The sequence below is a fragment of the Jeotgalibacillus campisalis genome (assembly GCF_000829515.1).
Lineage (GTDB): Bacteria > Bacillota > Bacilli > Bacillales > Jeotgalibacillaceae > Jeotgalibacillus > Jeotgalibacillus campisalis.
Genome location: NZ_JXRR01000014.1, coordinates 515,692 through 537,298 on the forward strand (window position 1 = coordinate 515,692; position 21,607 = coordinate 537,298).

Sequence of the window (21,607 nt, forward strand, 5' to 3'; positions counted from 1 at the left end):
ATGACAGCAACAGAACGGTTTCAGGACCTTCCACTTGAAGAAGTGCTGGGCGACCGATTTGGAAGATACAGCAAATATATAATACAAGAACGGGCACTGCCAGATGCCAGAGACGGGTTGAAGCCTGTTCAGCGGCGTATTCTTTACGCAATGCACTTTGAAGGAAACACACAGGAAAAAGGCTTTAGAAAATCTGCTAAAACAGTCGGAAACGTTATCGGTAATTATCACCCTCATGGCGACTCTTCTGTATATGAAGCGATGGTGAGAATGAGTCAAAGCTGGAAAGTTCGCAACATGCTGGTTGAAATGCACGGGAATAACGGCAGTGTAGATGGGGACCCGGCTGCAGCTATGCGGTACACTGAGGCCAGACTCTCAAGCATCGCCGGCGAACTGCTCCGTGACATTGAAAAAGATACAGTAGAACATATTTCTAATTTTGATGACACGTCGGTAGAGCCCACTGTCCTGCCTGCTCGATATCCCAATCTTCTCGTTAATGGTTCCACAGGAATTTCAGCAGGCTATGCCACAGAAATCCCTCCTCATCACTTAAGCGAAGTAATTGATGCTGCCATTATGAGAATGGATAAACCTGCTTGTACGGTTGAGGAGCTGATGACCGTAATAAAAGGTCCTGACTTTCCAACAGGCGGTATTATTCAAGGTGTAGACGGGATAAAGAATGCGTACGAAAAAGGTAAAGGGAAAATCGTTATTCGGGGAAAAGTAGACACTGAGACCCTTAGAGGAGGCCGGGAGCAGCTTGTCATCACGGAGATTCCTTTTGAAGTGAACAAAGCTAATCTTGTAAAGAAAATGGATGAGCTGCGTGCCGACCGTAAAGTAGAGGGAATCTCAGAAGTTAGAGATGAGACGGATCGAACAGGTCTGCGTGTCGTAATCGAACTAAAAAAAGATGCAGATTCAGATGGTGTCTTAAACTTTTTATATAAAAATACAGATTTGCAGGTGCATTATAACTTTAATATGGTGGCGATTCATAAAAAACGTCCTGTTTTAATGGGTCTTTCACAGCTGCTGGACGCTTATATCGATCATCAAAAAGAAGTAGTGACCAAAAGAACGCAATATGATTTAAACCGCGCCAAAAACAGAGAGCATATTGTAGAAGGGCTAATTAAAGCCTTATCCATTCTTGACGAGGTAATTAAAACGATTCGTGGATCCAAAGACAAAAAGGATGCCAAAACAAACCTTCAGACAAATTTTGATTTTACAGAGCCTCAATCTGAAGCCATTGTTTCTTTACAATTATATCGTTTAACAAATACAGACATTACGGCACTTCAGAAGGAAGCTTCTGAGCTTGAAAAGCTGATAGAAGAGTTAACGACCATATTGGAAAGTGAGAAAAAATTGAATGCTGTCATAAAAAAAGAATTAAAAGGCATTCAAAAACAGTATGTAGATGAACGCAGATCGGTTATCGAGGATCAAATTTCTGAAATAAAAATTAATATGGAAGTTTTAGTCGCAAGTGAAGATGTAATTGTCACGGTAACCAAAGACGGTTATATTAAACGGACATCTCAAAGGTCATACTCAGCTTCCAACGGACTGGACTTTGCCATGAAAGATACTGACCGCCTGCTGGCAAAAGTGGACGTGAATACAAAAGAAACACTTCTTTTGTTTACAAACAAAGGAAGTTTTATTTATGCGCCAATCCACCAGCTTCCCGATATACGCTGGAAAGATCTAGGCCAGCATATAGGAAGCCTTGTGACATTGGATAAAGATGAGCAAATCATCAAAGTGATGCATGTCAAAGAATTTAATGATAATCAATTTCTCATTTTTGTTACTAAAAATGGAATGATTAAGAAATCGAATTTTTCTCTTTATCAAACCCAGCGTTTTTCGAGGACATTCGTTGCTCTAAATGTCAAAAAAGATGATGAGCTAATTGATGTCTTTTTAACAGATGGCACCGAAGAAGTATTTTTAGCAACCTCACTTGGCTACGGTTTGAGGTTTAATGAAGAAGAAGTTACTCCTGTCGGGCAAAGAGCTGCAGGTGTGAAGGCTATAAACCTTAAAGAGAACGACCATGTGGTAAGCGGACTTAAGGTAAAGGATCCTCAGCAGCTGTTTATGGTTACGCAGCGTGGGGCTGTCAAGAAAATGAAACTGCATGAATTTGAGATCAGCTCCCGTGCAAAGCGAGGCTTGATCATGTTAAAAGAACTAAAGAAAAATCCTCACCGCGTCGTTCAGGTATTTGCCATTGAATCAGATGCAGACCAGTTTGTGCTTGAAAGCATTAATGGACAGCGAACCGAAGTAAAAGCTTCTGGTTACCGGGTTAATGACCGATATTCGAACGGATCTTTTGTCATTGATGAGTCAGAAGTTGGGGAAATAATAAAAGCCTGGAAACAAAATCAGGAAGCAAGCGTTTAATCTTAAAACCTTAGGGAATGGAAGAAAGAACCGGTTTCTTCCATTTTTCTTTTTTTAAGCGCAGATTTATTTTAAAAGGAGTGATTACATTGCAGTTATTTTCTTTACAATTTGTGAATGGGTTAAATGATGCAGCATCATGGTTGAATGGATTTTTATGGGATTACATATTAATTGTCGTTCTTTTGGGCTGCGGTCTTTATTTTACTGTGAAGAGCGGTTTTTTACAGTTTACTAGATTAGGAGATATGGGGAAGCTTTTATTTGAAAAGTCGACGATCTCTTCAGAGGGCAGAAGAGGGATATCATCATTTAAAGCTTTCACCATCTCAACAGCTTCCCGTGTTGGTACAGGTAACTTAGCAGGGGTAGCTACAGCAATCTCTCTTGGAGGTCCTGGAGCCGTGTTCTGGATGTGGGTCATTGCACTCGTAGGGGCAGCTTCTGCATTTGTAGAATCAACATTAGCTCAGGTCTATAAAATTAAAGACAAGGATGGCTTTCGGGGCGGCCCGGCCTACTACATGGAAAAAGGGTTAAATGCCAGATGGATGGGAATTATCTTCGCCATCATTATTTCGATTACATTCGGACTGGTGTTTAATTCAGTTCAGTCGAATACCATTTCATTTGCACTTGAGGGCTCTTTTGGATGGAATCGGACGATTATCGGCCTCATTTTAGTTGTATTAACCGGATTAGTAATTTTTGGCGGTGTAAACAGGGTGGCAGCTGTTACAAGTACAGTGGTACCTGTTATGGCTGTTTTGTATATTTTGCTGGCTCTGTTCGTTCTTGTGACAAACCTTAATTTGGTACCAGAGATGTTTGGCGTTATTTTCAGTAATGCATTCGGTTTTACAGAAGTTGTTTCCGGCGGTATTGGAGCGGCAATTATGAATGGGATTAAACGGGGCTTATTTTCAAACGAGGCTGGTATGGGTAGTGCTCCAAATGCGGCAGCAACAGCAGCTGTAACGCACCCTGCTAAACAGGGTCTAATTCAAACGCTCGGAGTATTTGTTGACACGCTTATCATTTGTACAGCTACTGCTTTAATCATTATTATGTCGGGTGAATATTTGAATGGAAATGATGGTATTCAATTGACACAGGACGCCCTGGCGTTTCATGTTGGGGACTGGGCATCCATTTTTGTCAGTGTTGCAATCTTTTTATTTGCATTCAGTTCAATTGTTGGAAATTATTATTATGGTCAAACGAATATAGAATTTATAAAAAACAGCCCATTATTTTTAAATCTCTATCGCATTGTTGTGATGGGAATGGTTTATTTTGGATCTGTTCAGTCATTCAGCGTAGTGTGGAACCTTGCTGATGTATCGATGGCCACGATGGCTTTAATAAATTTAATCGCAATTAGTCTGCTTTCTCCTATCGCGTTTAAAGTTTTAAATGACTATCAGAAACAAAGAAAACAAGGAATTGACCCTGTATTTTATAAGAACAGCATACCAGGGTTAAAGAATACTGAATGCTGGGACGATGGACCAGTAGAAAAATAACAAAACCGTCAGGGTGCTTTTAGCATCCTGACGGTTTTAATTTTGTATTCATCAGCTCTTCAAAGCGAGAAAGTGCTGCAGAGTATTGCTGAAGAGGGGTTCATAAAGATAATTGATTCGAGCAGCAGATTCATTTATGAGAGAAGAATCTTCTTCTGCATCTTCTGTATTACTTTCCGGCTCTTCATTTTGAGTTTCCCCTTGTCCTTCGTCAGTCAGATTTGGGTCCATTTCTCCGGATTGATCTGGAGATGTAACATCTTCGCTTTGTGACGGCGGCATAAGACTTTCTAAGAATGGAGACATGCCTGGATTGGGAGGTATATTATTGTCTGTTGACTCAAGTGAAGGCTCTGCTTTATCAAAAAAAGAATTAGCGATTGATAAATAGCCTTGCTGATTAGGGTGCACATCAACCGGATTAGGCAAGTAATTCAGTCCATCGGGATCAAAATCAGCTCCTGCATCGATGAATGCAATATCTCTTTTTGAAGCTTCATTTTCAATAATGTCATTAACGAGTTCCAGCATTTTTAAAACGCCCTGCTGTTGAGTAGAGAGAACATGCGGATAAGGAAAATAATAACCTACTGCATAAATGGAAGCGTCAGGATTAATTTGCAGAATTTCATCTAAAAGTTCTCCATATTGAATCCTCATTTGGTTCAACGTATAATTTGCGATGAGCTGATCAAACATCACCGTACGGCCAGCTGCGTCCTGCCTTACCAGACCAAGTATATTATTAGCGCCTGCGGAAAGAGTAATAAGCGTAGCCTGACTGACAGATTGCCTTACTTCTTCTTCATCCAGAAGATCGTGAATGTTGTTAACAGCAAACCCCGGTACAGCAAAATCTTTTGAAAAAGCGGCGAGCAATCCATTTTTTGATAATGTATCAGCAATAATATCCGCATAGCCTGCATCAAGTGATTCATAGGGAGTAGCACCTGCAGCAACCGAATCACCAAGCGCTACATATACTTGTGGTGTTGTTATATCAGCCTTTGCTGATGGTGAAAAAATAGCAAAAGACAGAAGGCTGATCGATAACCCAATCTTCATTTTAAATTTTACTGCCTGTTTCATACATCTCAGATCCCATCTTTATAATATAAGCAGGGTTGAATTCCTGTTCTTGTTTCTTTATTGTAACTATATCGGAAGAAACATTGCATATCATTATTTATTTCGTCTTTCGTTATAGGCATCGAGAGTCTCCATTTCTCTGTTTATAATTCTCTCCATTTCCACAAGGGCTTCTCGGTCCACGATCGGATCACTTTCATTCCATCTGACGTTTTGGACGAAATAATAAGATTTAATTTTTGAGAGAACAACAGTAGAAGCAGGAAATATATCAAAATATGCCCGAATCTTTCCTCTGCCAGCAAATGTCCAGCGGACTAAATTCATCATCATCACCTGCATATAGTATAACACGAACGTTTGTGCGTTGTCTTGCTGATCAGCACATTAAACACTCAGTGCTCGACCCCTATCAAACGGCAGGGAAATTGTGAATATAAAAAGGAGATTTATATGTATATATTTGTTTATGGAACCCTTAGAAAACATGGCAGTAATCATCAATTAATTGAAAATGAAGAATTAATTGCTTCTCAAGCGTGGTCTACTGGCAATTTGTATGATTCTGAAGAAGGTTATCCTTATTTTATTCAAAAAGGTCCTAAAAGAGTTTATGGAGAAGTGTACAAAATAGCTAAGGATAAGCTTCTCGAAATTAAAAACATTCATTATCCAAATTCAAAAAGTGAAAAAACCTTTCAAACCTCCACTGTAAGTGTGAGGACAGATATTCTCGGTGAGATTGACTGTGTTACGTTTGTAAATAAAGAAGAGCAGGTTCTTGGATTGTTTCCATTAACATACGGCGACTGGCTTGTTCATCAAGAGTTAGAACGCGATCATCACACATATTTTGCATATGGTTCATGTATGGACAATGAGAGATTTAAACTGGCTGAAGTCGATCATCTGTTTGAAGATAAAATCGGTGGAGCACAGACCGACCGCCTTGAGATGAATTATTCATTAACTGTTCACGATGGAGGTAGGGCCAATATAATAGAAACAGGCAAACAGGGAGAAGGTGTGCTGTATAGCGTGAATAAAGAAGCAGTGGAGTATCTCTTTACAAGAGAAGGAGTGTACAATGGCACGTATAGACCGGCCTTCATAGACGTAGTAGCAGATAACAGGCTATACCAAAAGTCTCTTACATTTATTGTCCTGGATCCCGCTGAGGAATGCGCTCCTCCACTTCATTATGCAACTGAAATCATTCGCGGCTCTAAAGGCATTGTATCTGAAGGCTATCATACGAAATTAGTGTATGATTTAAAAAGAAAGTTTAATCTATCTATGGAAGAGTAACTTAATACATTGTATTCTTTCCATCCTTATTCGTGGTTCGGACAAAACAACTGAAAAAAGTTAAAAACAAGGCAGTATGGATTTTTCGTATGAAGCGAAGTGATCCGATCAAAGAGCTTGAGACACGCATTTTGTCCCAGGCTCTTTTTTCTGCCCGCTGTTTCAAAGATGGTGCTGGTGCACTCCGTCCTGATAACACCTCGAATGATCATGATTATCTAATCATTACAGAATAAACTCGTGTTATATCAGCTTTTATAACGTATATGATTTTATCAATCTCTCATATAGCCCATTCTCAGCCTCTATAAGCGTAAATTTTGGCATTATCCTCAAATAAAGACTAAGGATAGCGCTTTCACTCTCGATATCCCATTCTATCTCACTACTTTTCATTTTACACTTGATGTCCAATTGCCACGTGTTAAGATAACTAGCGTGATAAAAATTGAACGGACAAAAACGAAACAGTTAATGCAAAAGGAGATGGTTAAGCGATGTCAACGAATTTACGAGTAGCTTTTATCGGAGCAGGAAATATGGCAGAAGCGATGATTTCAGGAATCGTCCAAACAGGGATGTTAGATGCCCATCAAATTACTGTAACAAATAGAGGCAACGAAGAAAGACTTCTGGAACTGCATAACCGATACGGTGTACAAGGAATTAAACGGGACAAAGTGAATCTTTCTTCTTTTGATGTTATTTTCATGGCAATGAAACCGAAAGACGCTGAATCTTCATTAAACCGGATCAAGCACGAAATAACGTCAAATCAGGTTGTAATGAGTGTTCTGGCCGGCATATCTACTGAGTTTATGCAGCAGCATCTAAAACCGGAGCAGCAGATCATTAGAGTCATGCCCAATACGTCAAGCATGCTTCAGGAATCGGCTACGGCTATTTCACCGGGAGATCATGTAACGATGAAAAATATTAAATTAGCGCAAAGCTTATTAACCTGCATCGGTCAGGTTTATATTATTGAAGAAGATCAGATGGATTTATTCACAGGAATCGCAGGAAGCGGTCCCGCTTATTTCTACTATTTGATGGAGCATATTGAAAAGACAGCTCTTCTTCACGGAATGGATGTAGCCCAGGCGAGAAAAATCGGCGCTCAAACCATTCTTGGTGCGGCTAAAATGATTATGGAATGTGAAGAAACACCGGCAGAGTTAAGACAGAATGTTACATCCCCTAATGGTACGACTGCAGCGGGACTTGAAGCATTGGCTGATTCAGGCGGTGGAGAAGCGATCAAGGCTGCAATTGAAGGAGCAATGAATCGTTCAAAAGAAATTTCAGAAGATCTTCAAAAAACACCTGTTTCAATATAATTTAAACGAATGTTCATCTTGTTATCTATATAAATAAGAAAATTTTTAGGAGTGATAGTATGACATCGGACAATCAAAAAAGAGTAGTCATTAAAATCGGAAGCAGTTCTTTAACCAGTTTGTCAGGGGATATTAGCAGAAGAAAAATAGAACGCATTACAGATCAGGTAGCCGAGTTAAAAGATGAAGGCCATGAAGTTGTCCTGGTCTCATCAGGAGCAGTAGCTGCGGGATACAGAACGCTTGGTTTTGTGAACCGTCCTGATTCCTTACCGGAGAAACAGGCAGCTGCAGCAGTAGGACAAGGCAGATTAATTGAGACTTATTCGGAACTATTTTCTTCCCATGGTTATGCTGCTTCTCAAATATTAATTACTCGCAGTGATTTTTCCGATGAAACAAGATACAATAATGTTCGGAATACGATAAATGTTCTTCTTGAACGCGGGATTGTTCCAATAGTGAACGAAAATGATACAGTTACGACGGACCGTTTGCGTTTTGGCGATAATGATACTTTATCAGCTAAGGTAGCCGGTCTTGTTGCATCCGATCAATTGATCATATTATCTGATATCGACGGTTTATATGATGCTGACCCTAGAAAAACACCTTCTGCATCCTTATTGAAAGAAGTTTCAGAAATAACTCCGGAAATAGAAGAGATGGCAGGAGAGCCGGGTTCTGCAGTAGGAACCGGCGGTATGAGATCAAAAATTGATGCATTTAAAATTTCAATGGCATCTGGAATTCCATCTTTTCTTGGAAAGTCAGGTGTGAAAAACATTTTAGTTGATGCTGTAAACCAAGAAGCAAAAGGAACGTATTTCAATGTAGCACAGCCTGAACAAAACCTTGACCATTACAGACAATGGATCGCGTTTAATTCGGGTCCTGAAGGTGAGATTTTGATAGAGGAAGAAGCGAAAGAAGCTATAGTCAATGACAAAGGAAGCCTTCTTCCTAGTCAGATTTATCAAATTAACGGCAACTTTAAAAAAGGGTCCGTTGTCCGTATTCTTGACTTAAACAAAAACAAATTAGGCTTGGGAGTTGTTAATTATTCCTCTTTCGACCTTGAATCATTCCAGCTTGAAAAAAATGCAGTAAGCGACAATGGTGAAGCTGCTATGCACAGTGATTCATTTGTTTGTGAGTTAGAAGTAGCCATCCCAATTGGGGTGTAATAATAGCTGAGGTGCATAAAACACGTAAGGAGTGGATTTGATGACAACAGCAAAAATATCAGTAAACGTTAAAGAACAAGCAATATTAGCTCAAAAAGCCTCTAAAGAACTTGGGATGCTTTCAACTCAAGATAAAAATGATGCGCTTTATTGGATAGCTAAAGCAATTGATGAACAAGTAGAAGATATTTTAAAAGCCAATGAACAGGATTTAGAGAACGGACGTCAAAATGATTTTGATGCAGCCTATATGGATCGGCTTTCATTAACAGAAGAGCGGGTTAAAGAATTCGCTGAAGGCTTGCGTCAGGTCGCTCAACTTGAAGATCCTTCTGGGGAAGTTGTTTCTGAATGGACGCTTGATAACGGGCTTAACGTCCAAACAGTGCGTGTGCCTCTTGGGGTCATAGGCATGATCTATGAAGCCCGTCCGAATGTAACAGCTGACGCAACCGGTCTTGCGCTAAAATCCGGCAACGCTATTGTATTAAAAGGCGGATCGACAGCGATACATTCAAATAGAGCTATAGTTAAAGTAATAAAAGAAGCACTGGTTTCAACCAAAATTTCACCAGATGCTGTTCAATTTATTGACAGTACAGATCGCTCTGCTACACAGCAGCTGTTTACAATGAAAGAACACATTGATGTATTGATTCCAAGAGGGGGCGGGAAGCTTATTCAGGCGGTTGTCAATAACGCTACTGTCCCTGTTCTTGAAACAGGCGTTGGAAACTGTCACATTTATTTGGACAAGGATGCAGATGTGGATAAAGCGATATCCATCTTTATTAATGCAAAAACAGATCGTCCTGCGGTTTGCAATGCAGCTGAGACTTTAATTGTTCATGAAGAATTTATGGAAAGACACCAGGAACAGCTGATTTCAGCACTTAAAAGTTCAAAAATAGGTGTGTACGGCGACGATGCTGCTGTGAAATTGATTCCAGGAGCGATGCCTGCTAATGAAGAGCATTGGGAAAATGAGTTTTTAAGCCTCGATGTAGCTGTTAAAATTGTTAAAGATGCAGATGATGCTATTGCTCATATTGACCGGTACGGCACAAAGCACTCTGAGGCCATTGTATCAGAAAACGAGGATACTGCAGCTCGTTTTAAAGGACTTGTCGATGCAGCAGCTGTTTACCACAATGCCTCCACTCGATTTACGGATGGAAGTGCACTTGGTTTTGGTGCTGAAATTGGGATTTCCACTCAAAAGCTTCATGCCAGAGGACCAATGGGGCTGCCTGCACTAACCACAATCAAGTATGTGATGAGCGGAAATGGGCAAATACGATAAAAGTACGCATGATAGATAGAAAAAAGAGGCAGCGATTAAGCTGCCTCTTTTTAACTTCTCTTTAGCGGTAATTCTGCCTCCTGCGGGTGATCACCTCTGGAAGTGATTTTGTACTTTAGTTCAAATATTTTTCTAGTTATTTTTGGCAGCGGTCCTTCAAACAGTTTTTCTCTCCAATAAATATCTGCAGCCTTTTGAAGTGCGCCGGCTTTTGTAGGATAAGAGTAAATGATTCGGGATAAACTACCGATTTTATGCTTGTTTTTCATAGCAAAGACTACGATCTGCATCCATTCTCCAGCTTCCTTGCCGGCTGCATGAGCTCCTAAAATCTTTCCTTTTTTATCGGTCAGAATTTTTACAAACCCTTTAGTTTCATGCGATGTAATGAATCGGTCCACATCATCAAGATGGGCACGATAAGTACGATAATTTGTGTTTTCTGACAGCAATTGCTGCTCAGTCTTTCCTACGTGAAACACTTCAGGGGATGTAAAGGTTACCCATGGAGTATGCGCATGACTCAACCCGCGCTTCAATCCAAATAACACATTAGGCACGACCGTTTTTGCTTCTTCTCCTGCCGCATGAGTAAAAGGCAGAGTATCGATGACATCTCCAACAGCAAAAATATGGGGCTGGGAAGAAGTAAAGGATGAATCCACTTCAACAAAGCCATTTTTCGTTGCCACACCTGCATTTTCCAGGTTGAGTGAAGCGAGATTAGGTTTTCTGCCAGTAGCGACTAACAGTGTATCAACTAATTTTCTTTCTTCTTTTCCGTTGCGATGAGTGAGATGAACGTCAATTTTTCCATCATGATAGAGGGTTTTTTCTACCTTAGTATTCAAATGAATATCGATTTCTTCTTTTAAAACATTATACATATACTTGGATATATCCTGGTCTTCTTTTGAAAAGATCTGATCAGATCCTTCAAAGATATGAACGTTTGATCCTAATTTTGCAAACGCCTGAGCCATTTCTACTCCGACTGTCCCTCCCCCGATCACTCCAAGGCTTTCAGGCAGCTTATCTAAATCAAATATGCTTTCGTTCGTAACAAATGATATATCTTCCAGCCCTTCAATAGGAGGGATGACAGGTGAGGATCCTGTTGCAATGATTACTTTCTCAGCGTAAATAACGTCAGAATGTCCAATTTTAATCTCATTGGGTGATAAAAATGCTGCTCCGCCGAAATAAACGTCCACTCCAAGATCAGTAAAACGTTCCGTACCATCAATTTCCTGGATGGTTGCCTGAGCAGATTTTACGTGTTCTTTTACAAGTGTAAAATCCAGGTCACCAGAAACATTAAAGCCAAAATTTTGAGTTTTAATTGTATCGACACGGGCTGCAGCATCTATTAATGATTTAGAGGGCACACACCCATAATGAAGACAGTCGCCTCCAAGTGAATCCTTTTTTTCAACTAACGCTGTTTTTGCTCCCATACTTGCAGCGCCTGCAGCAGCCGTCATGCCTGCTGAGCCTCCTCCTATAACTACAACCTGATATCTTTCCATATTACTTCTCCTCCCTATACTGATCAGATACTTCCTTCATTCGTTTACGGTTGACGCCAAAGTCATACATTCCTGATCGGGAAGCGGACCGAAAGTGTACAAGATTCGTTTGGTCATCAAATAAAAATTCCACATCATCTTTAAATTTAAAAATTCTGCTGCTTACAACAGCATGAATATAGTCTGTTTCATCCGTTTTAATTTCAACCCGCTTCCATGAACTTAAAATTGATTTTATTTTGTCATGACTTTCAGCTATGTTTTCTTTAAAGGGAAGAGGATCCATCTTTTTTTCTGCCTGATCTGTCTGCGTGGACACATCATTTTTCTTTTGGGACATAGGCAGTAATTTTCCATTTCTAATACGGTTTTTCTTGCTCATAAACAGCCTCCAGTAGATATTTTTTAGTGTTTGATGCCATTTTAGTTGCTATTTTTTTTTCGATAAAGATCAAACTTTTTTGTGAAACAAAATTTGAGATTTTTATTTGTTCACGGTTAATCAAACGACCGCTAAACTATCCTTTACCCCTATATTAGATTTAGTTAAACTACTCAACTCTCTCATGAAAAAAGAAAGACGGTGTTTAAGTTATAAAATAGTTAATTTTCAGGAAATAAAGTATTCAAAATATGTTACGATAACCACAATTATAAAAAGGCCTGTATAAGCATAGCAAGCGCGAAGAATTATATGCGGCTGAATATAGTCTTCTTCTTTATCAAACTGAACGGTCTCCGATTTGTTGGTATAGCCCGACTGGTTTGCTTTAGCCCAATTACTTGGAGCGGTAATCATTCTTACGCCTACGATCGATGCGATTCCTATTAAAACAGAAACATCAATAAAAGCGGTCTTCAGTAAAAACGAGACAGCACCATTTAGCCCAATCAGTATAAAAATGGATCCTAAAAAATTACCTGCTTTCGTCAAAAAAACACACCTTTCTATGATTCATGCCTTTATTTTCCCATAACCGCCTTATGGGTGCTATTAAATTTTAATTGAGAAGGAAGGTTGTTAGATGAAAATGAAAAGAATTATTCAAAATGTAGCGGGGTTTTCACAATATGATGTTCCTTTATCTCATAGAGGGAAAAATTCAGCATGTGGTCCGACTGCAATTGCCACCATCCTTAATTACCATTACCCTCACTCAGAACCAGCAGATCAATGGCAAAAAAAATGGTATGTCAATTCTAAAACCGGATGGTTCGGCTTATCTGCCAGAAAGATGTCACGTACATTGAATGAACTAGGTTTTTCAACAAAAGTAAAAAAGAAAATGTTCATTCAGTCCTATATGCATGAAATTGAACATAATCGGCCGGCAGCAATAAAATTTGACCAATGGACTTCATTCAGATGGTTCTCAAGTGAATACAAATACCGTTATCACTGGGTCACAGGTGTAGGGTATGAAGTGACAGATGACGATTTTTTTCTTTTGGCGTTAGACCACGGTAAACAGAAAGATGCTATACGGAGAATTTCTTTTTCTGTAAATGCCCAAATACTTTCCCTTGTTACTTTTTCACCTGAAAAATAATACACTACCATATTACGAACCTATTTTTCTTGAAAGCGATTTCAAAAATAAAGCCTATCAATATGATAAAAAGTTCAGGGATTTGGGTTGTCACAAGATCATCGAATGGCTATAATTGTCCGTATATTAAAAACAAATGTCCTCTGTGTAAATACATACATGAGGCGGAAGCAGGTGTCTTATGACAAAAAAAGATCTGACAATTGGCATGCTGGGATTTGGAACTGTTGGCAGCGGGGTTGCGACAATGATCCGTGATAATGAAAAAGAACTAACACAAAGACTTGGAGTCAAGGTGAAAATAGGTAAAATTGTTGTCCGGGATATGGAAAAAGAGCGCGGCACATATGTAGATCATGGTGTACTTTGCTCAAATGTAAGTGATGTTATACATGACCCTGATATCGATGTTGTAGTGGAAGTTATGGGTGGAATAGAAGAGGCGAAATATGCTATTCAAGAATCTTTAAAAGCAGGCAAGCCCGTTATAACGGCTAATAAGGATTTAATGGCCATTCATGGTCATTCACTCTTGCGTCTAGCTCATGAAAACAGCTGTGATTTGTATTATGAAGCAAGTGTAGCAGGAGGAATTCCAATCATAAGAACATTGGAAGACGGCCTGGCATCAGATAGAATTTCAGGAATTATGGGCATTGTCAATGGAACAACTAATTACATCCTCACTAAAATGAAAGAAGAAAAATGGAGTTATGAGGAAGCACTAACAAAAGCGCAGGAACTTGGCTTTGCAGAAAGCGACCCGACTTCAGATGTTGAAGGATTGGATGCTGCGAGAAAAATGGCTATTCTTGCGACACTTGCTTTTTCAATGGAAGTTCATTTGGAAGATGTATCAGTGGAAGGGATGACAGCAATCAGCACAGAAGATCTCGAACTGGCAGAACAATTTGGGTACAGTGTTAAAATGCTTGGTTTTGCTCAAAGAGATGAGGATGGAATTGATGTATCAGTGGAGCCGGTTTTTCTTGCATCCTCTCATCCGCTTTCATCAGTCAGAAATGAGTATAATGCGGTGTATATTTATGGGGACGCAGTAGGAGAAACTATGTTTTACGGACCTGGAGCAGGTTCTATGCCAACTGCCACTTCAGTTGTATCCGATATTCTTGCTGCATGCCGAAATCTATTGCTCGGAGTTGGCGGCAAAAGAAGCCACAACCCAATGAATTCAAGGCATTTAAAAGGGGAAGATCATCAAAGTGCTCAGTTTTTCCACCGTTTGCTTGTGAAAGATGAGATTGGTGTATTTTCTGAATTAACATCTATTTACAGCAAGCATCACGCAAGTTTAGGTTCAATTATTCAGCGTCCTGGTGAAAAGGAAGGAGAAGCAGAAGTAATTTTAATCACACATTCCTTATCCAGAAAGAACCAGGGAGAAATCATTAATGAATTGAAAGCATCGTCATCAGTAAAACAAATTATCTCTAATTACAGGGTAGAAGGAGGTGTGAAGTAATGTGGAAAGGGCTGATTAAGGAATATAAAGAGTGGCTTCCGGTTACTTCATCCACCCCTGATGTAAGTCTTTTAGAAGGCAATACTCCATTGGTTCCGCTGGTTCATTTTTCTAAGGAGTGGAATATTGATTTGCACGTCAAGCTCGAAGGTGCAAATCCAACAGGTTCCTTTAAAGATCGCGGAATGGTTATGGCTGTGGCAAAAGCAAAAGAGGAAGGAAGCAATGCAATTATTTGCGCTTCTACAGGAAATACATCAGCTTCTGCAGCAGCATATGGAGCAAGAGCAGGACTACGCACCATTGTAGTCATTCCAGATGGGCGGATCGCGCTTGGAAAACTTGCTCAAGCCAAAATGTACGGAGCAGATATTGTTTCGATTGAAGGGAATTTTGACGAAGCATTGACCCTTGTAAGAAGAATAAGCGAAGAAGATAATATTACGCTTGTAAATTCTGTCAATCCTTTTCGTTTGGAAGGACAGAAGACTGCTGCCTTGGAAGTTCTGCAGCAGCTTGGAAAGGTGCCAGACCTTCTTGCGCTTCCTGTAGGGAATGCGGGCAATATTTCAGCTTATTGGAAGGGATTCTCAGAATATCAGGATAAATATGGGGGAGCCAGACCTGTCCTGTTAGGTGTTCAGGCTGAAGGAGCTGCGCCGATTGTCATGAATCAAATAGTAGAACAACCAGAAACCATCGCTACGGCCATTCGGATTGGTCATCCTGCGAGCTGGAAATTAGCCTTAAACGCATTAAAAGAATCCTCGGGAGATATATTATCTGTTTCTGATGAAGAGATACTAGAAACTTATCACCTGTTAGCCCGGAAAGAAGGAATCTTTGCGGAACCTGCTTCCTGCGCTTCAATTGCAGGTTTAAAAAAGAGAATTGAAGCAGGGTTGATCCAAGAAGGAAGTACAGTCGTCGCTGTACTGACAGGCAACGGGCTAAAAGACCCTGAAACGGCAATAAATACATCCAATTTGGAACCAGTGAAAATAAAAGCGAACATTAATGACCTTCGCGCTGAATTAAAAGGGGGAGTCAAAGTATGACGTTTTCTCCTTTTCAGGTTCATGTTCCAGCGACCACTGCAAATCTTGGACCAGGGTTTGACTCGATTGGAGCAGCGCTAAACATACACCAGAATACAGTCGTTACACCATCATCAAAGTGGACGATTCAGTACGAAGAGGACAGCCATCGATCGCTGCCTACAGATGAAAGTAATTTAATTTTGTCCACAATCAGAAAAGTTGAGCAGCATTTTAATGTTAAAGCGCCTGCTGCTTCCCTTTCTGTGGCATCTCAAATTCCTTTATCAAGAGGAATGGGGAGCAGTGCAGCAGCAATTGTGACCGCGATTGATATAGCAGACTCCCTGCTTTCATTATCGCTGACTGACGCTGAAAAGATTACAATGGCATGTGAAATAGAGGGACACCCTGATAATGTATCTGCTGCTGTACTTGGAGGGATAACGGTCAGCAGATGGACAAATAAAAAATTAGATAGTATGAAAATCCAAACAAATGAAGTCGACGTTCTGCTTCTCGTTCCTTCTCATGAATTGACAACCGTTGATGCCCGAAAATCCATTCCCGATTCGATTTCACATTCTTCTGCAGTCCGGTCCAGTGCAGCCGCTAATTTAATGATTGCGGCATTACTTAATAAGGATTGGAATATGGCAGGAAAGATGATGGAACAAGATGAATATCATGAGCCTTATCGTGTGCAGTGGATCGATTCATTTTATCAGATCCGGACAGAAGCGGGGAAACTCGGGGCTTATGCTACAACGATTAGCGGAGCAGGTCCTGCGATCACCATCTTTTGCGGAAAAAATGACGTAAACAACATCTCAAGTAAGATGAATAAAGCTTTTCCACATTACTCTTGTGTTTTGACGTCGATTACCTCTACAGGATCCGCCATTTCGCCCGTTTATCTGAAAGAGAATGTTTAACCACCTATAAACGGGTGGTTTTTTATATGGTAAAAGAGGGAAGCGATAACTATTCTTTCATTAACCAGTTTTAGGGAGGTGGACTATGTAAAGAATTTCGGAGGCGCTATTCAGAAATTTTAAGTTATTCAAGGCAGGAATTTCATTAGCCCATATCTGGTCAATTTCATTACGCTGCTTGGCATGAGTTGAATGTTTTAGCCGTTAGACATGACAGGATTTTGCCATAAAAGCGACCTGGATGACCATTTGCTTTAATGGTTATTTATTTATCAATTAAGGAAATAATAAATCATTCCATAAAAAGGAGAGGTTAAAATGGAATTTTCAAACCAGCAAAAGGGCGGCCAGCCGGCCCAGCATCAAAATCAACAACCTGGAGAAACAGATCAAATGAACCCAGAACCGATTCACAATGATCCTGATTACAAAGGCTCTGGAAAATTAAATGGGAAAGTTGCGCTCATTACTGGAGGAGACAGCGGCATCGGTAAAGCGGCTGCCATTGCTTACGCGAAAGAAGGGGCGGATATTGCCATTATCTACCTAGAAGAGCATGAGGATGCGAAATCAACGAAAGAAGACATTATGCAATACGGCGGCAAATGCCTCCTGCTGTCAGGTGATGTAGGAAATGAAGAGTTTTGTAAACTCGCGGTTCAAAACACAGTAAGCGAATTGGGATCACTTCATATTCTTGTTAATAATGCAGCTGAACAGCATCCACAGCAATCAATTGAAGAAATCTCAACAGAACAGCTTGAAAAAACATTCAAAACAAATATTTTCTCGATGTTCCATTTAGTGAAGGCGGCTCTGCCTCATTTAAAAGAGGGGAGCACGATTATAAATACAGGTTCTGTTACGGCATATGCCGGCAACGAAACGCTTATTGACTATTCGGCAACTAAAGGAGCGATTGCTACATTTACACGCTCTCTCGCAAAATCTTTAGTCAGCAGAAAAATCCGTGTGAACTCTATAGCCCCTGGGCCTATCTGGACTCCACTTATTCCTTCGACTTTTGAAGCGGATAAGGTTGAAAAATTTGGTGTAGATGCTCCTATGGAACGACCTGGTCAGCCGGCTGAACTAGCCCCAGCTTATGTTTTACTAGCATCTGACGACTCCAGCTATATGACAGGCCAAACCATTCACATTAATGGAGGAACATTTGTTACTAGCTGATCTAAAAACAAAACATTAATATAAAAAAAGGTCCTGCAATTTTGCAGGACCTTTTAAATTAAAAAGCAAAAAAATCTTTTTATGATTCGTCTACAAATTCCCATCCGTCATCTCGATGCTCAGCAAGCTCTTGAACCTCGTCTTCCTTCATTCCTGAACCAAGGAGCTGAACAGCCTTAACTTTTTGAGAATCATTCTTGTTTGTTTTCTCTTGCAGCTCATCATGCTCAATTCGGGCCATTGTATCCACCTCCATGAAGTCCATAATGTTCACTCTTATTTTATCATAAAATAAGACTTTTATGCAGAAGGACTAGTTGTTTCTTATGGATGGGATTTTTCACTTGATGATGAAGATTTAGTATGCTTTTTGTTTTTTTCGTCTTTCATATCCTGTTTTTGATCCTCCATTGGAATCGGGTCAGTCATTTGTTCGTCTTCAAACTTATCGAGAATACTTTCTTTATTACTATCTAAGCTGTCGGGTTGATCAAATTTATTTGAGGTGCGGTTTTGCTTATCTTTTGACATAATAAAACCTCCTTTATGAGATATATTCCCATTTGAATTTTCTCTAAACGTTAAGAATAAAAAGAAAAGAGCATAAATTTCTCAGCTGAAAATGTTTACAGTCATCAAAACAAGGATATAAAAATACTAGGATTAATTAGGAGGGTTTTATATGGGGATGAAACGTTATGCGTTATTAGGATTAGGAGCAGCTGGATACGCTTATTTTAAAAATAAGACGAACCGCGATAAAGCAACAGTCGCTTTTAATGACACGAAAGTAAAAATTAACCAGTTGATTGATCAGGCAAAGCAATCCATGAATGATAACGAAGGCCAGGCACCAAAAGCTACCGGTTCTTATGATTTAGAGGATGAAAAGATGATGGAAGAGGGAGCTCAAACTTCTGTACATTATTTTAATGAAAATCAGGAAGAGTCAAAGAAGCAAACAAATCAATTTTAACAATATGTTCGTTGAAATAAGGGCAGATGAACCGATCTGTCCTTTTTACGTATAAGAAAATTTTACCTTAATTCGTTAGTTGACAAAGGTAGTTAAATAAAGTAAAATTGTGTTAAGTGCTATTCGTTTACCAATTTATTTTCACTTAATATGAAGCTTGGATTCATTCATGGCTTTGTCATTAAGTGATTTATTTTTTTGAGCTATCTATATTTATGGACAACGGTTCTTGAAGGGAGACAATACTATGTTTCAACGCAAACCAACAGAAGAAGTGGTTAAAGAAGAAACTACGGTTTGGGAATGTTCATCTGAAGAATGTAAAGGGTGGATGAGATCTAATTTTTCAAGTCATGAAGAAGGTTCTCCAACATGTCCGATCTGCGGAAGCAAAATGGAAGAAGGGACACGACTGCTTGAAGTGATCCCGAATCCTCGAAAATTTTAATTTAAAGCAGTCGTTCCTTTAAGGAACGGCTGTTTTTATGTGCTGTCAGAAATCTATACAATTTCAAATAGGTACGTACCTGTGATACAATGAATCAAATATTATTAGATGTAAGAAGAGGTTCGCGACCATCCCTCTATAAAAAACTAGGGACAAAGAGCTAAGGTTTAGTCCTTTTCCTTTTTCGTGAGCACTCTTTCTTCTATCAATAGAAGAGGAGATTTTTTTATGGATAAAAATCAAAAAGCGCTCGTTGTCTTCAGCGGCGGCCAGGATAGTACGACTTGTTTATTCTGGGCAAAAAAACATTTTGACCAAGTCGAAGCGGTTACGTTTGAATACGGACAGCGTCACAATAATGAAATAGAAGTAGCGAAACAAATTACGGAGGAGCTGGGTGTTGCGCATCATGTGTTAGACATGAGCCTGCTTAATCAGCTTGCCCCCTCAAGCTTGACCCGGAAAGATCAGCCTATAGTAGAAACTGAAGGAGAATTGCCTTCTACATTTGTACCCGGAAGGAATTTGCTTTTTATGTCTTTTGCAGCTGTACTGGCTAAACAAATCGGGGCCAGGCATTTGATTACAGGTGTGTGTGAAACGGATTTCAGCGGCTATCCTGATTGCCGGGATATCTTTATGAAGTCTTTAAATGTCACCATTAATTTATCGATGGAAGAGGATTTTGTGCTTCACACCCCGCTTATGTGGCTGGATAAAGCTCAAACATGGGAACTGGCTGATGACTTACAGGTATTTGAATACATCCGGGATCATACCCTAACCTGCTATAACGGGCTGCAGGGGACAGGATGCGGCGAATGCCCTGCCTGCAAACTACGGAATAAAGGCATGATTCAATTCCTTGAGAAAAAGGAGGCGAAAACAACGTGATACAGCAAATCTATCCATCGCCGGACCATCCATTTTCCTATGAGTTAAACAAAGATTTTCATTTTGCAGCTGCTCATTCGATTCCACATGAAGCAGCAGGGAAGTGCCAGCAGGTTCATGGACATACCTATTTTGCTAATGTAACCATAGCGGGTGATGAGCTGGATGAGTCAGGTTTTCTTGTGAATTTCAAGACAATTAAGAACTTGCTTCATGACAGGTTTGATCATAAGGTTTTAAATGAAGATGAACGTTTTCCGTCAGAAAGCGGCAACACTTTTCCAACTACAGAGGTTGTGGCAAGAGTCATGTATGAAATAATTCAAGAGTACCTGGATAAAACAATGAACAAGCCAACCTGCCTGCAAATTTATTTGCGTGAAACGCCTACGAGCTATGTAATCTATCGCCCTAAAACAGGGAGGGTCTAATGATGCAGCAAACAAAAGAAAAAAAGATACCTGTCCTGGAAATATTCGGCCCGACTGTACAGGGAGAAGGCATGGTTATCGGACAGAAAACGATGTTTATTCGAACTGCGGGTTGTGATTACAGCTGTGCATGGTGTGATTCTGCGTTTACATGGGATGGATCTGCTAAAGATGAAATCAGGCAGATGAGCTCATCATCCATTATAGAAGAGCTTTTTAAAACAGGTGGAAATGCTTTTTCTCATGTAACGATTTCGGGAGGAAATCCTGCTTTAATTAAGCATATGGGTGTATTAGTGACTGCTTTACAAGAACTTGGCATTGACGTGGCACTTGAGACTCAGGGAAGCATTTGGCAGGATTGGTTCATGTCAATTGATGACCTTACAATTTCACCAAAACCGCCCAGTTCAAAAATGAAACCGAATCTTGGTATACTTGATGATATTCTAGACAGGTTAAAAAGCCGCCCGAATTCTACCTATTCATTAAAAGTGGTGGTCTTTGACGAAAATGATTTAGATTTTGCTGAAATGCTTCACTCGCGATATCCAACGGTCCCCTTTTATATACAAACCGGAAATGAACAAGTAACAGAGACAAACGACACCAGACTTGTCTCCGATTTAATTTCGAAATATGAATGGCTGATTGATTGTGTAATGAAAAGGGAAGCATTAAACCGTGTTAGAGTATTGCCGCAGCTCCATACCTACGTATGGGGGAATAAACGGGGTGTCTAGAGGACTAGTAACGAAATGGAGATGGTTGTAGTGTCTCTGCTTATAGGGGTAATCATCGTCATCCTGTCTGCCTGTTTACTTTACTGGCAGCTAAAGCGGGAACATGAAAAGAGAAATGTTTTTCTTTTATTTATACTATTTGCCCTTTCACTCATTGGTTTATGGTTAATTTTTGATTGGATTGTCCTGTATTTATGGAGTTCGTAAGAA

At 39.9% G+C, this 21,607-nt stretch carries 25 protein-coding genes and 1 riboswitch; of the genes, 18 read left to right on the forward strand and 7 right to left on the reverse strand.

The window, feature by feature from the left end; translation table 11 throughout:
- The gene (gene parC, locus KR50_RS09615; protein ID WP_041057727.1) at nucleotides 1–2,430 is read left to right on the forward strand and encodes a DNA topoisomerase IV subunit A; all 2,430 of its coding nucleotides are present in this window, start codon (nucleotides 1–3) and stop codon (nucleotides 2,428–2,430) included.
- A 113-nt stretch (nucleotides 2,431–2,543) separates the two neighbouring features.
- Nucleotides 2,544–3,956, forward strand: a complete 1,413-nt coding sequence (locus KR50_RS09620) for an alanine/glycine:cation symporter family protein (RefSeq protein ID WP_041058210.1) — start codon at nucleotides 2,544–2,546, stop codon at nucleotides 3,954–3,956.
- Between the two features lie 51 nt (nucleotides 3,957–4,007).
- On the opposite strand, the gene KR50_RS09625 is transcribed toward KR50_RS09620, so the two are convergent.
- Complete coding sequence (locus KR50_RS09625) at nucleotides 4,008–5,045, reverse strand: SGNH/GDSL hydrolase family protein (protein ID WP_052476932.1); 1,038 nt, start codon at nucleotides 5,043–5,045, stop codon at nucleotides 4,008–4,010.
- Nucleotides 5,046–5,138: 93 nt separating this feature from the next.
- Entirely contained in the window at nucleotides 5,139–5,372 is a 234-nt protein-coding gene (locus tag KR50_RS09630) for a hypothetical protein (protein WP_041057728.1), read from the reverse strand.
- A 126-nt stretch (nucleotides 5,373–5,498) separates the two neighbouring features.
- On the opposite strand from KR50_RS09630, the gene KR50_RS09635 reads away from it, so the two are divergent.
- From KR50_RS09635 to KR50_RS09655, 5 genes are all read left to right on the forward strand, one after another.
- Entirely contained in the window at nucleotides 5,499–6,353 is an 855-nt protein-coding gene (locus KR50_RS09635; RefSeq protein ID WP_041057729.1) for a gamma-glutamylcyclotransferase, read from the forward strand.
- Between the two features lie 89 nt (nucleotides 6,354–6,442).
- Complete coding sequence (locus tag KR50_RS09640; RefSeq protein ID WP_156969494.1) at nucleotides 6,443–6,589, forward strand: hypothetical protein; 147 nt, start codon at nucleotides 6,443–6,445, stop codon at nucleotides 6,587–6,589.
- 261 nt (nucleotides 6,590–6,850) lie between these two features.
- Entirely contained in the window at nucleotides 6,851–7,693 is an 843-nt protein-coding gene (gene proC, locus KR50_RS09645) for a pyrroline-5-carboxylate reductase (protein WP_041057735.1), read from the forward strand.
- Nucleotides 7,694–7,752: 59 nt separating this feature from the next.
- Entirely contained in the window at nucleotides 7,753–8,880 is a 1,128-nt protein-coding gene (proB, locus tag KR50_RS09650; RefSeq protein WP_041057738.1) for a glutamate 5-kinase, read from the forward strand.
- Between the two features lie 40 nt (nucleotides 8,881–8,920).
- Nucleotides 8,921–10,183: a glutamate-5-semialdehyde dehydrogenase gene (locus KR50_RS09655; RefSeq protein WP_041057740.1), complete on the forward strand. Its 1,263-nt coding sequence runs from the start codon at nucleotides 8,921–8,923 to the stop codon at nucleotides 10,181–10,183.
- 50 nt (nucleotides 10,184–10,233) lie between these two features.
- Here KR50_RS09655 and KR50_RS09660 read toward each other — a convergent pair whose 3' ends face one another.
- The 3 genes from KR50_RS09660 to KR50_RS09670 all read right to left on the reverse strand — a co-directional run bounded on the left by KR50_RS09660 (nucleotide 10,234) and on the right by KR50_RS09670 (nucleotide 12,646).
- A complete protein-coding gene (locus tag KR50_RS09660) occupies nucleotides 10,234–11,712 on the reverse strand; it encodes a dihydrolipoyl dehydrogenase family protein (RefSeq protein WP_052476934.1) in 1,479 nt (492 codons plus the stop codon).
- A gap of 1 nt (nucleotide 11,713) precedes the next feature.
- A complete protein-coding gene (locus tag KR50_RS09665) occupies nucleotides 11,714–12,094 on the reverse strand; it encodes a DUF1499 domain-containing protein (protein ID WP_041057742.1) in 381 nt (126 codons plus the stop codon).
- Nucleotides 12,095–12,322: 228 nt separating this feature from the next.
- Nucleotides 12,323–12,646, reverse strand: a complete 324-nt coding sequence (locus KR50_RS09670) for a hypothetical protein (RefSeq protein WP_041057743.1) — start codon at nucleotides 12,644–12,646, stop codon at nucleotides 12,323–12,325.
- Between the two features lie 91 nt (nucleotides 12,647–12,737).
- Here KR50_RS09670 and KR50_RS09675 point away from each other — a divergent pair, with 91 nt between their 5' ends.
- The 5 genes from KR50_RS09675 (at nucleotide 12,738) to KR50_RS09695 (ending at nucleotide 17,905) form a co-directional block, all read left to right on the forward strand.
- A complete protein-coding gene (locus tag KR50_RS09675; RefSeq protein WP_041057745.1) occupies nucleotides 12,738–13,262 on the forward strand; it encodes a C39 family peptidase in 525 nt (174 codons plus the stop codon).
- Nucleotides 13,263–13,443: 181 nt separating this feature from the next.
- Nucleotides 13,444–14,745 (forward strand): homoserine dehydrogenase, encoded by a 1,302-nt coding sequence (locus KR50_RS09680; RefSeq protein WP_041057748.1) that lies wholly within the window; start codon nucleotides 13,444–13,446, stop codon nucleotides 14,743–14,745.
- Complete coding sequence (thrC, locus tag KR50_RS09685) at nucleotides 14,745–15,803, forward strand: threonine synthase (protein WP_041057749.1); 1,059 nt, start codon at nucleotides 14,745–14,747, stop codon at nucleotides 15,801–15,803. Before KR50_RS09680 ends, thrC begins: the two co-directional genes overlap by 1 nt.
- Entirely contained in the window at nucleotides 15,800–16,717 is a 918-nt protein-coding gene (thrB, locus tag KR50_RS09690) for a homoserine kinase (RefSeq protein ID WP_052476935.1), read from the forward strand. Before thrC ends, thrB begins: the two co-directional genes overlap by 4 nt.
- Nucleotides 16,718–17,035: 318 nt before the next feature.
- The gene (locus KR50_RS09695) at nucleotides 17,036–17,905 is read left to right on the forward strand and encodes an SDR family oxidoreductase (RefSeq protein WP_041057751.1); all 870 of its coding nucleotides are present in this window, start codon (nucleotides 17,036–17,038) and stop codon (nucleotides 17,903–17,905) included.
- A gap of 79 nt (nucleotides 17,906–17,984) precedes the next feature.
- Here the strand turns inward: KR50_RS09695 and KR50_RS18480 are convergent, their stop codons facing one another.
- Nucleotides 17,985–18,170: a hypothetical protein gene (locus KR50_RS18480; RefSeq protein WP_156969495.1), complete on the reverse strand. Its 186-nt coding sequence runs from the start codon at nucleotides 18,168–18,170 to the stop codon at nucleotides 17,985–17,987.
- 59 nt (nucleotides 18,171–18,229) lie between these two features.
- Nucleotides 18,230–18,436, reverse strand: coding sequence for a hypothetical protein (locus tag KR50_RS09700; RefSeq protein WP_041057754.1), 207 nt, complete (start codon nucleotides 18,434–18,436; stop codon nucleotides 18,230–18,232).
- Between the two features lie 151 nt (nucleotides 18,437–18,587).
- Here KR50_RS09700 and KR50_RS09705 point away from each other — a divergent pair, with 151 nt between their 5' ends.
- The 6 genes from KR50_RS09705 to KR50_RS18485 all read left to right on the forward strand — a co-directional run bounded on the left by KR50_RS09705 (nucleotide 18,588) and on the right by KR50_RS18485 (nucleotide 21,604).
- On the forward strand, nucleotides 18,588–18,881 hold the full coding sequence (locus tag KR50_RS09705; RefSeq protein ID WP_041057755.1) for a hypothetical protein: 294 nt from the start codon (nucleotides 18,588–18,590) through the stop codon (nucleotides 18,879–18,881).
- A 247-nt stretch (nucleotides 18,882–19,128) separates the two neighbouring features.
- Nucleotides 19,129–19,329 carry a cold-inducible protein YdjO-related protein gene (locus KR50_RS09710; RefSeq protein WP_041057759.1) on the forward strand — a complete coding sequence of 67 codons (201 nt, stop codon included), beginning with the start codon at nucleotides 19,129–19,131 and terminating at the stop codon, nucleotides 19,327–19,329.
- Nucleotides 19,330–19,440: 111 nt separating this feature from the next.
- Nucleotides 19,441–19,485: riboswitch (PreQ1 riboswitch) on the forward strand.
- Nucleotides 19,486–19,557: 72 nt separating this feature from the next.
- Nucleotides 19,558–20,223: a 7-cyano-7-deazaguanine synthase QueC gene (gene queC / locus KR50_RS09715; protein WP_041057760.1), complete on the forward strand. Its 666-nt coding sequence runs from the start codon at nucleotides 19,558–19,560 to the stop codon at nucleotides 20,221–20,223.
- Nucleotides 20,220–20,654 carry a 6-carboxytetrahydropterin synthase QueD gene (gene queD, locus KR50_RS09720; RefSeq protein ID WP_041057763.1) on the forward strand — a complete coding sequence of 145 codons (435 nt, stop codon included), beginning with the start codon at nucleotides 20,220–20,222 and terminating at the stop codon, nucleotides 20,652–20,654. Before queC ends, queD begins: the two co-directional genes overlap by 4 nt.
- 2 nt (nucleotides 20,655–20,656) lie before the next feature.
- The gene (gene queE, locus KR50_RS09725) at nucleotides 20,657–21,397 is read left to right on the forward strand and encodes a 7-carboxy-7-deazaguanine synthase QueE (RefSeq protein WP_041057766.1); all 741 of its coding nucleotides are present in this window, start codon (nucleotides 20,657–20,659) and stop codon (nucleotides 21,395–21,397) included.
- A 15-nt stretch (nucleotides 21,398–21,412) separates the two neighbouring features.
- Nucleotides 21,413–21,604, forward strand: a complete 192-nt coding sequence (locus KR50_RS18485; protein ID WP_156969496.1) for a hypothetical protein — start codon at nucleotides 21,413–21,415, stop codon at nucleotides 21,602–21,604.
- The last annotated feature ends 3 nt before the right edge of the window (nucleotides 21,605–21,607 follow it).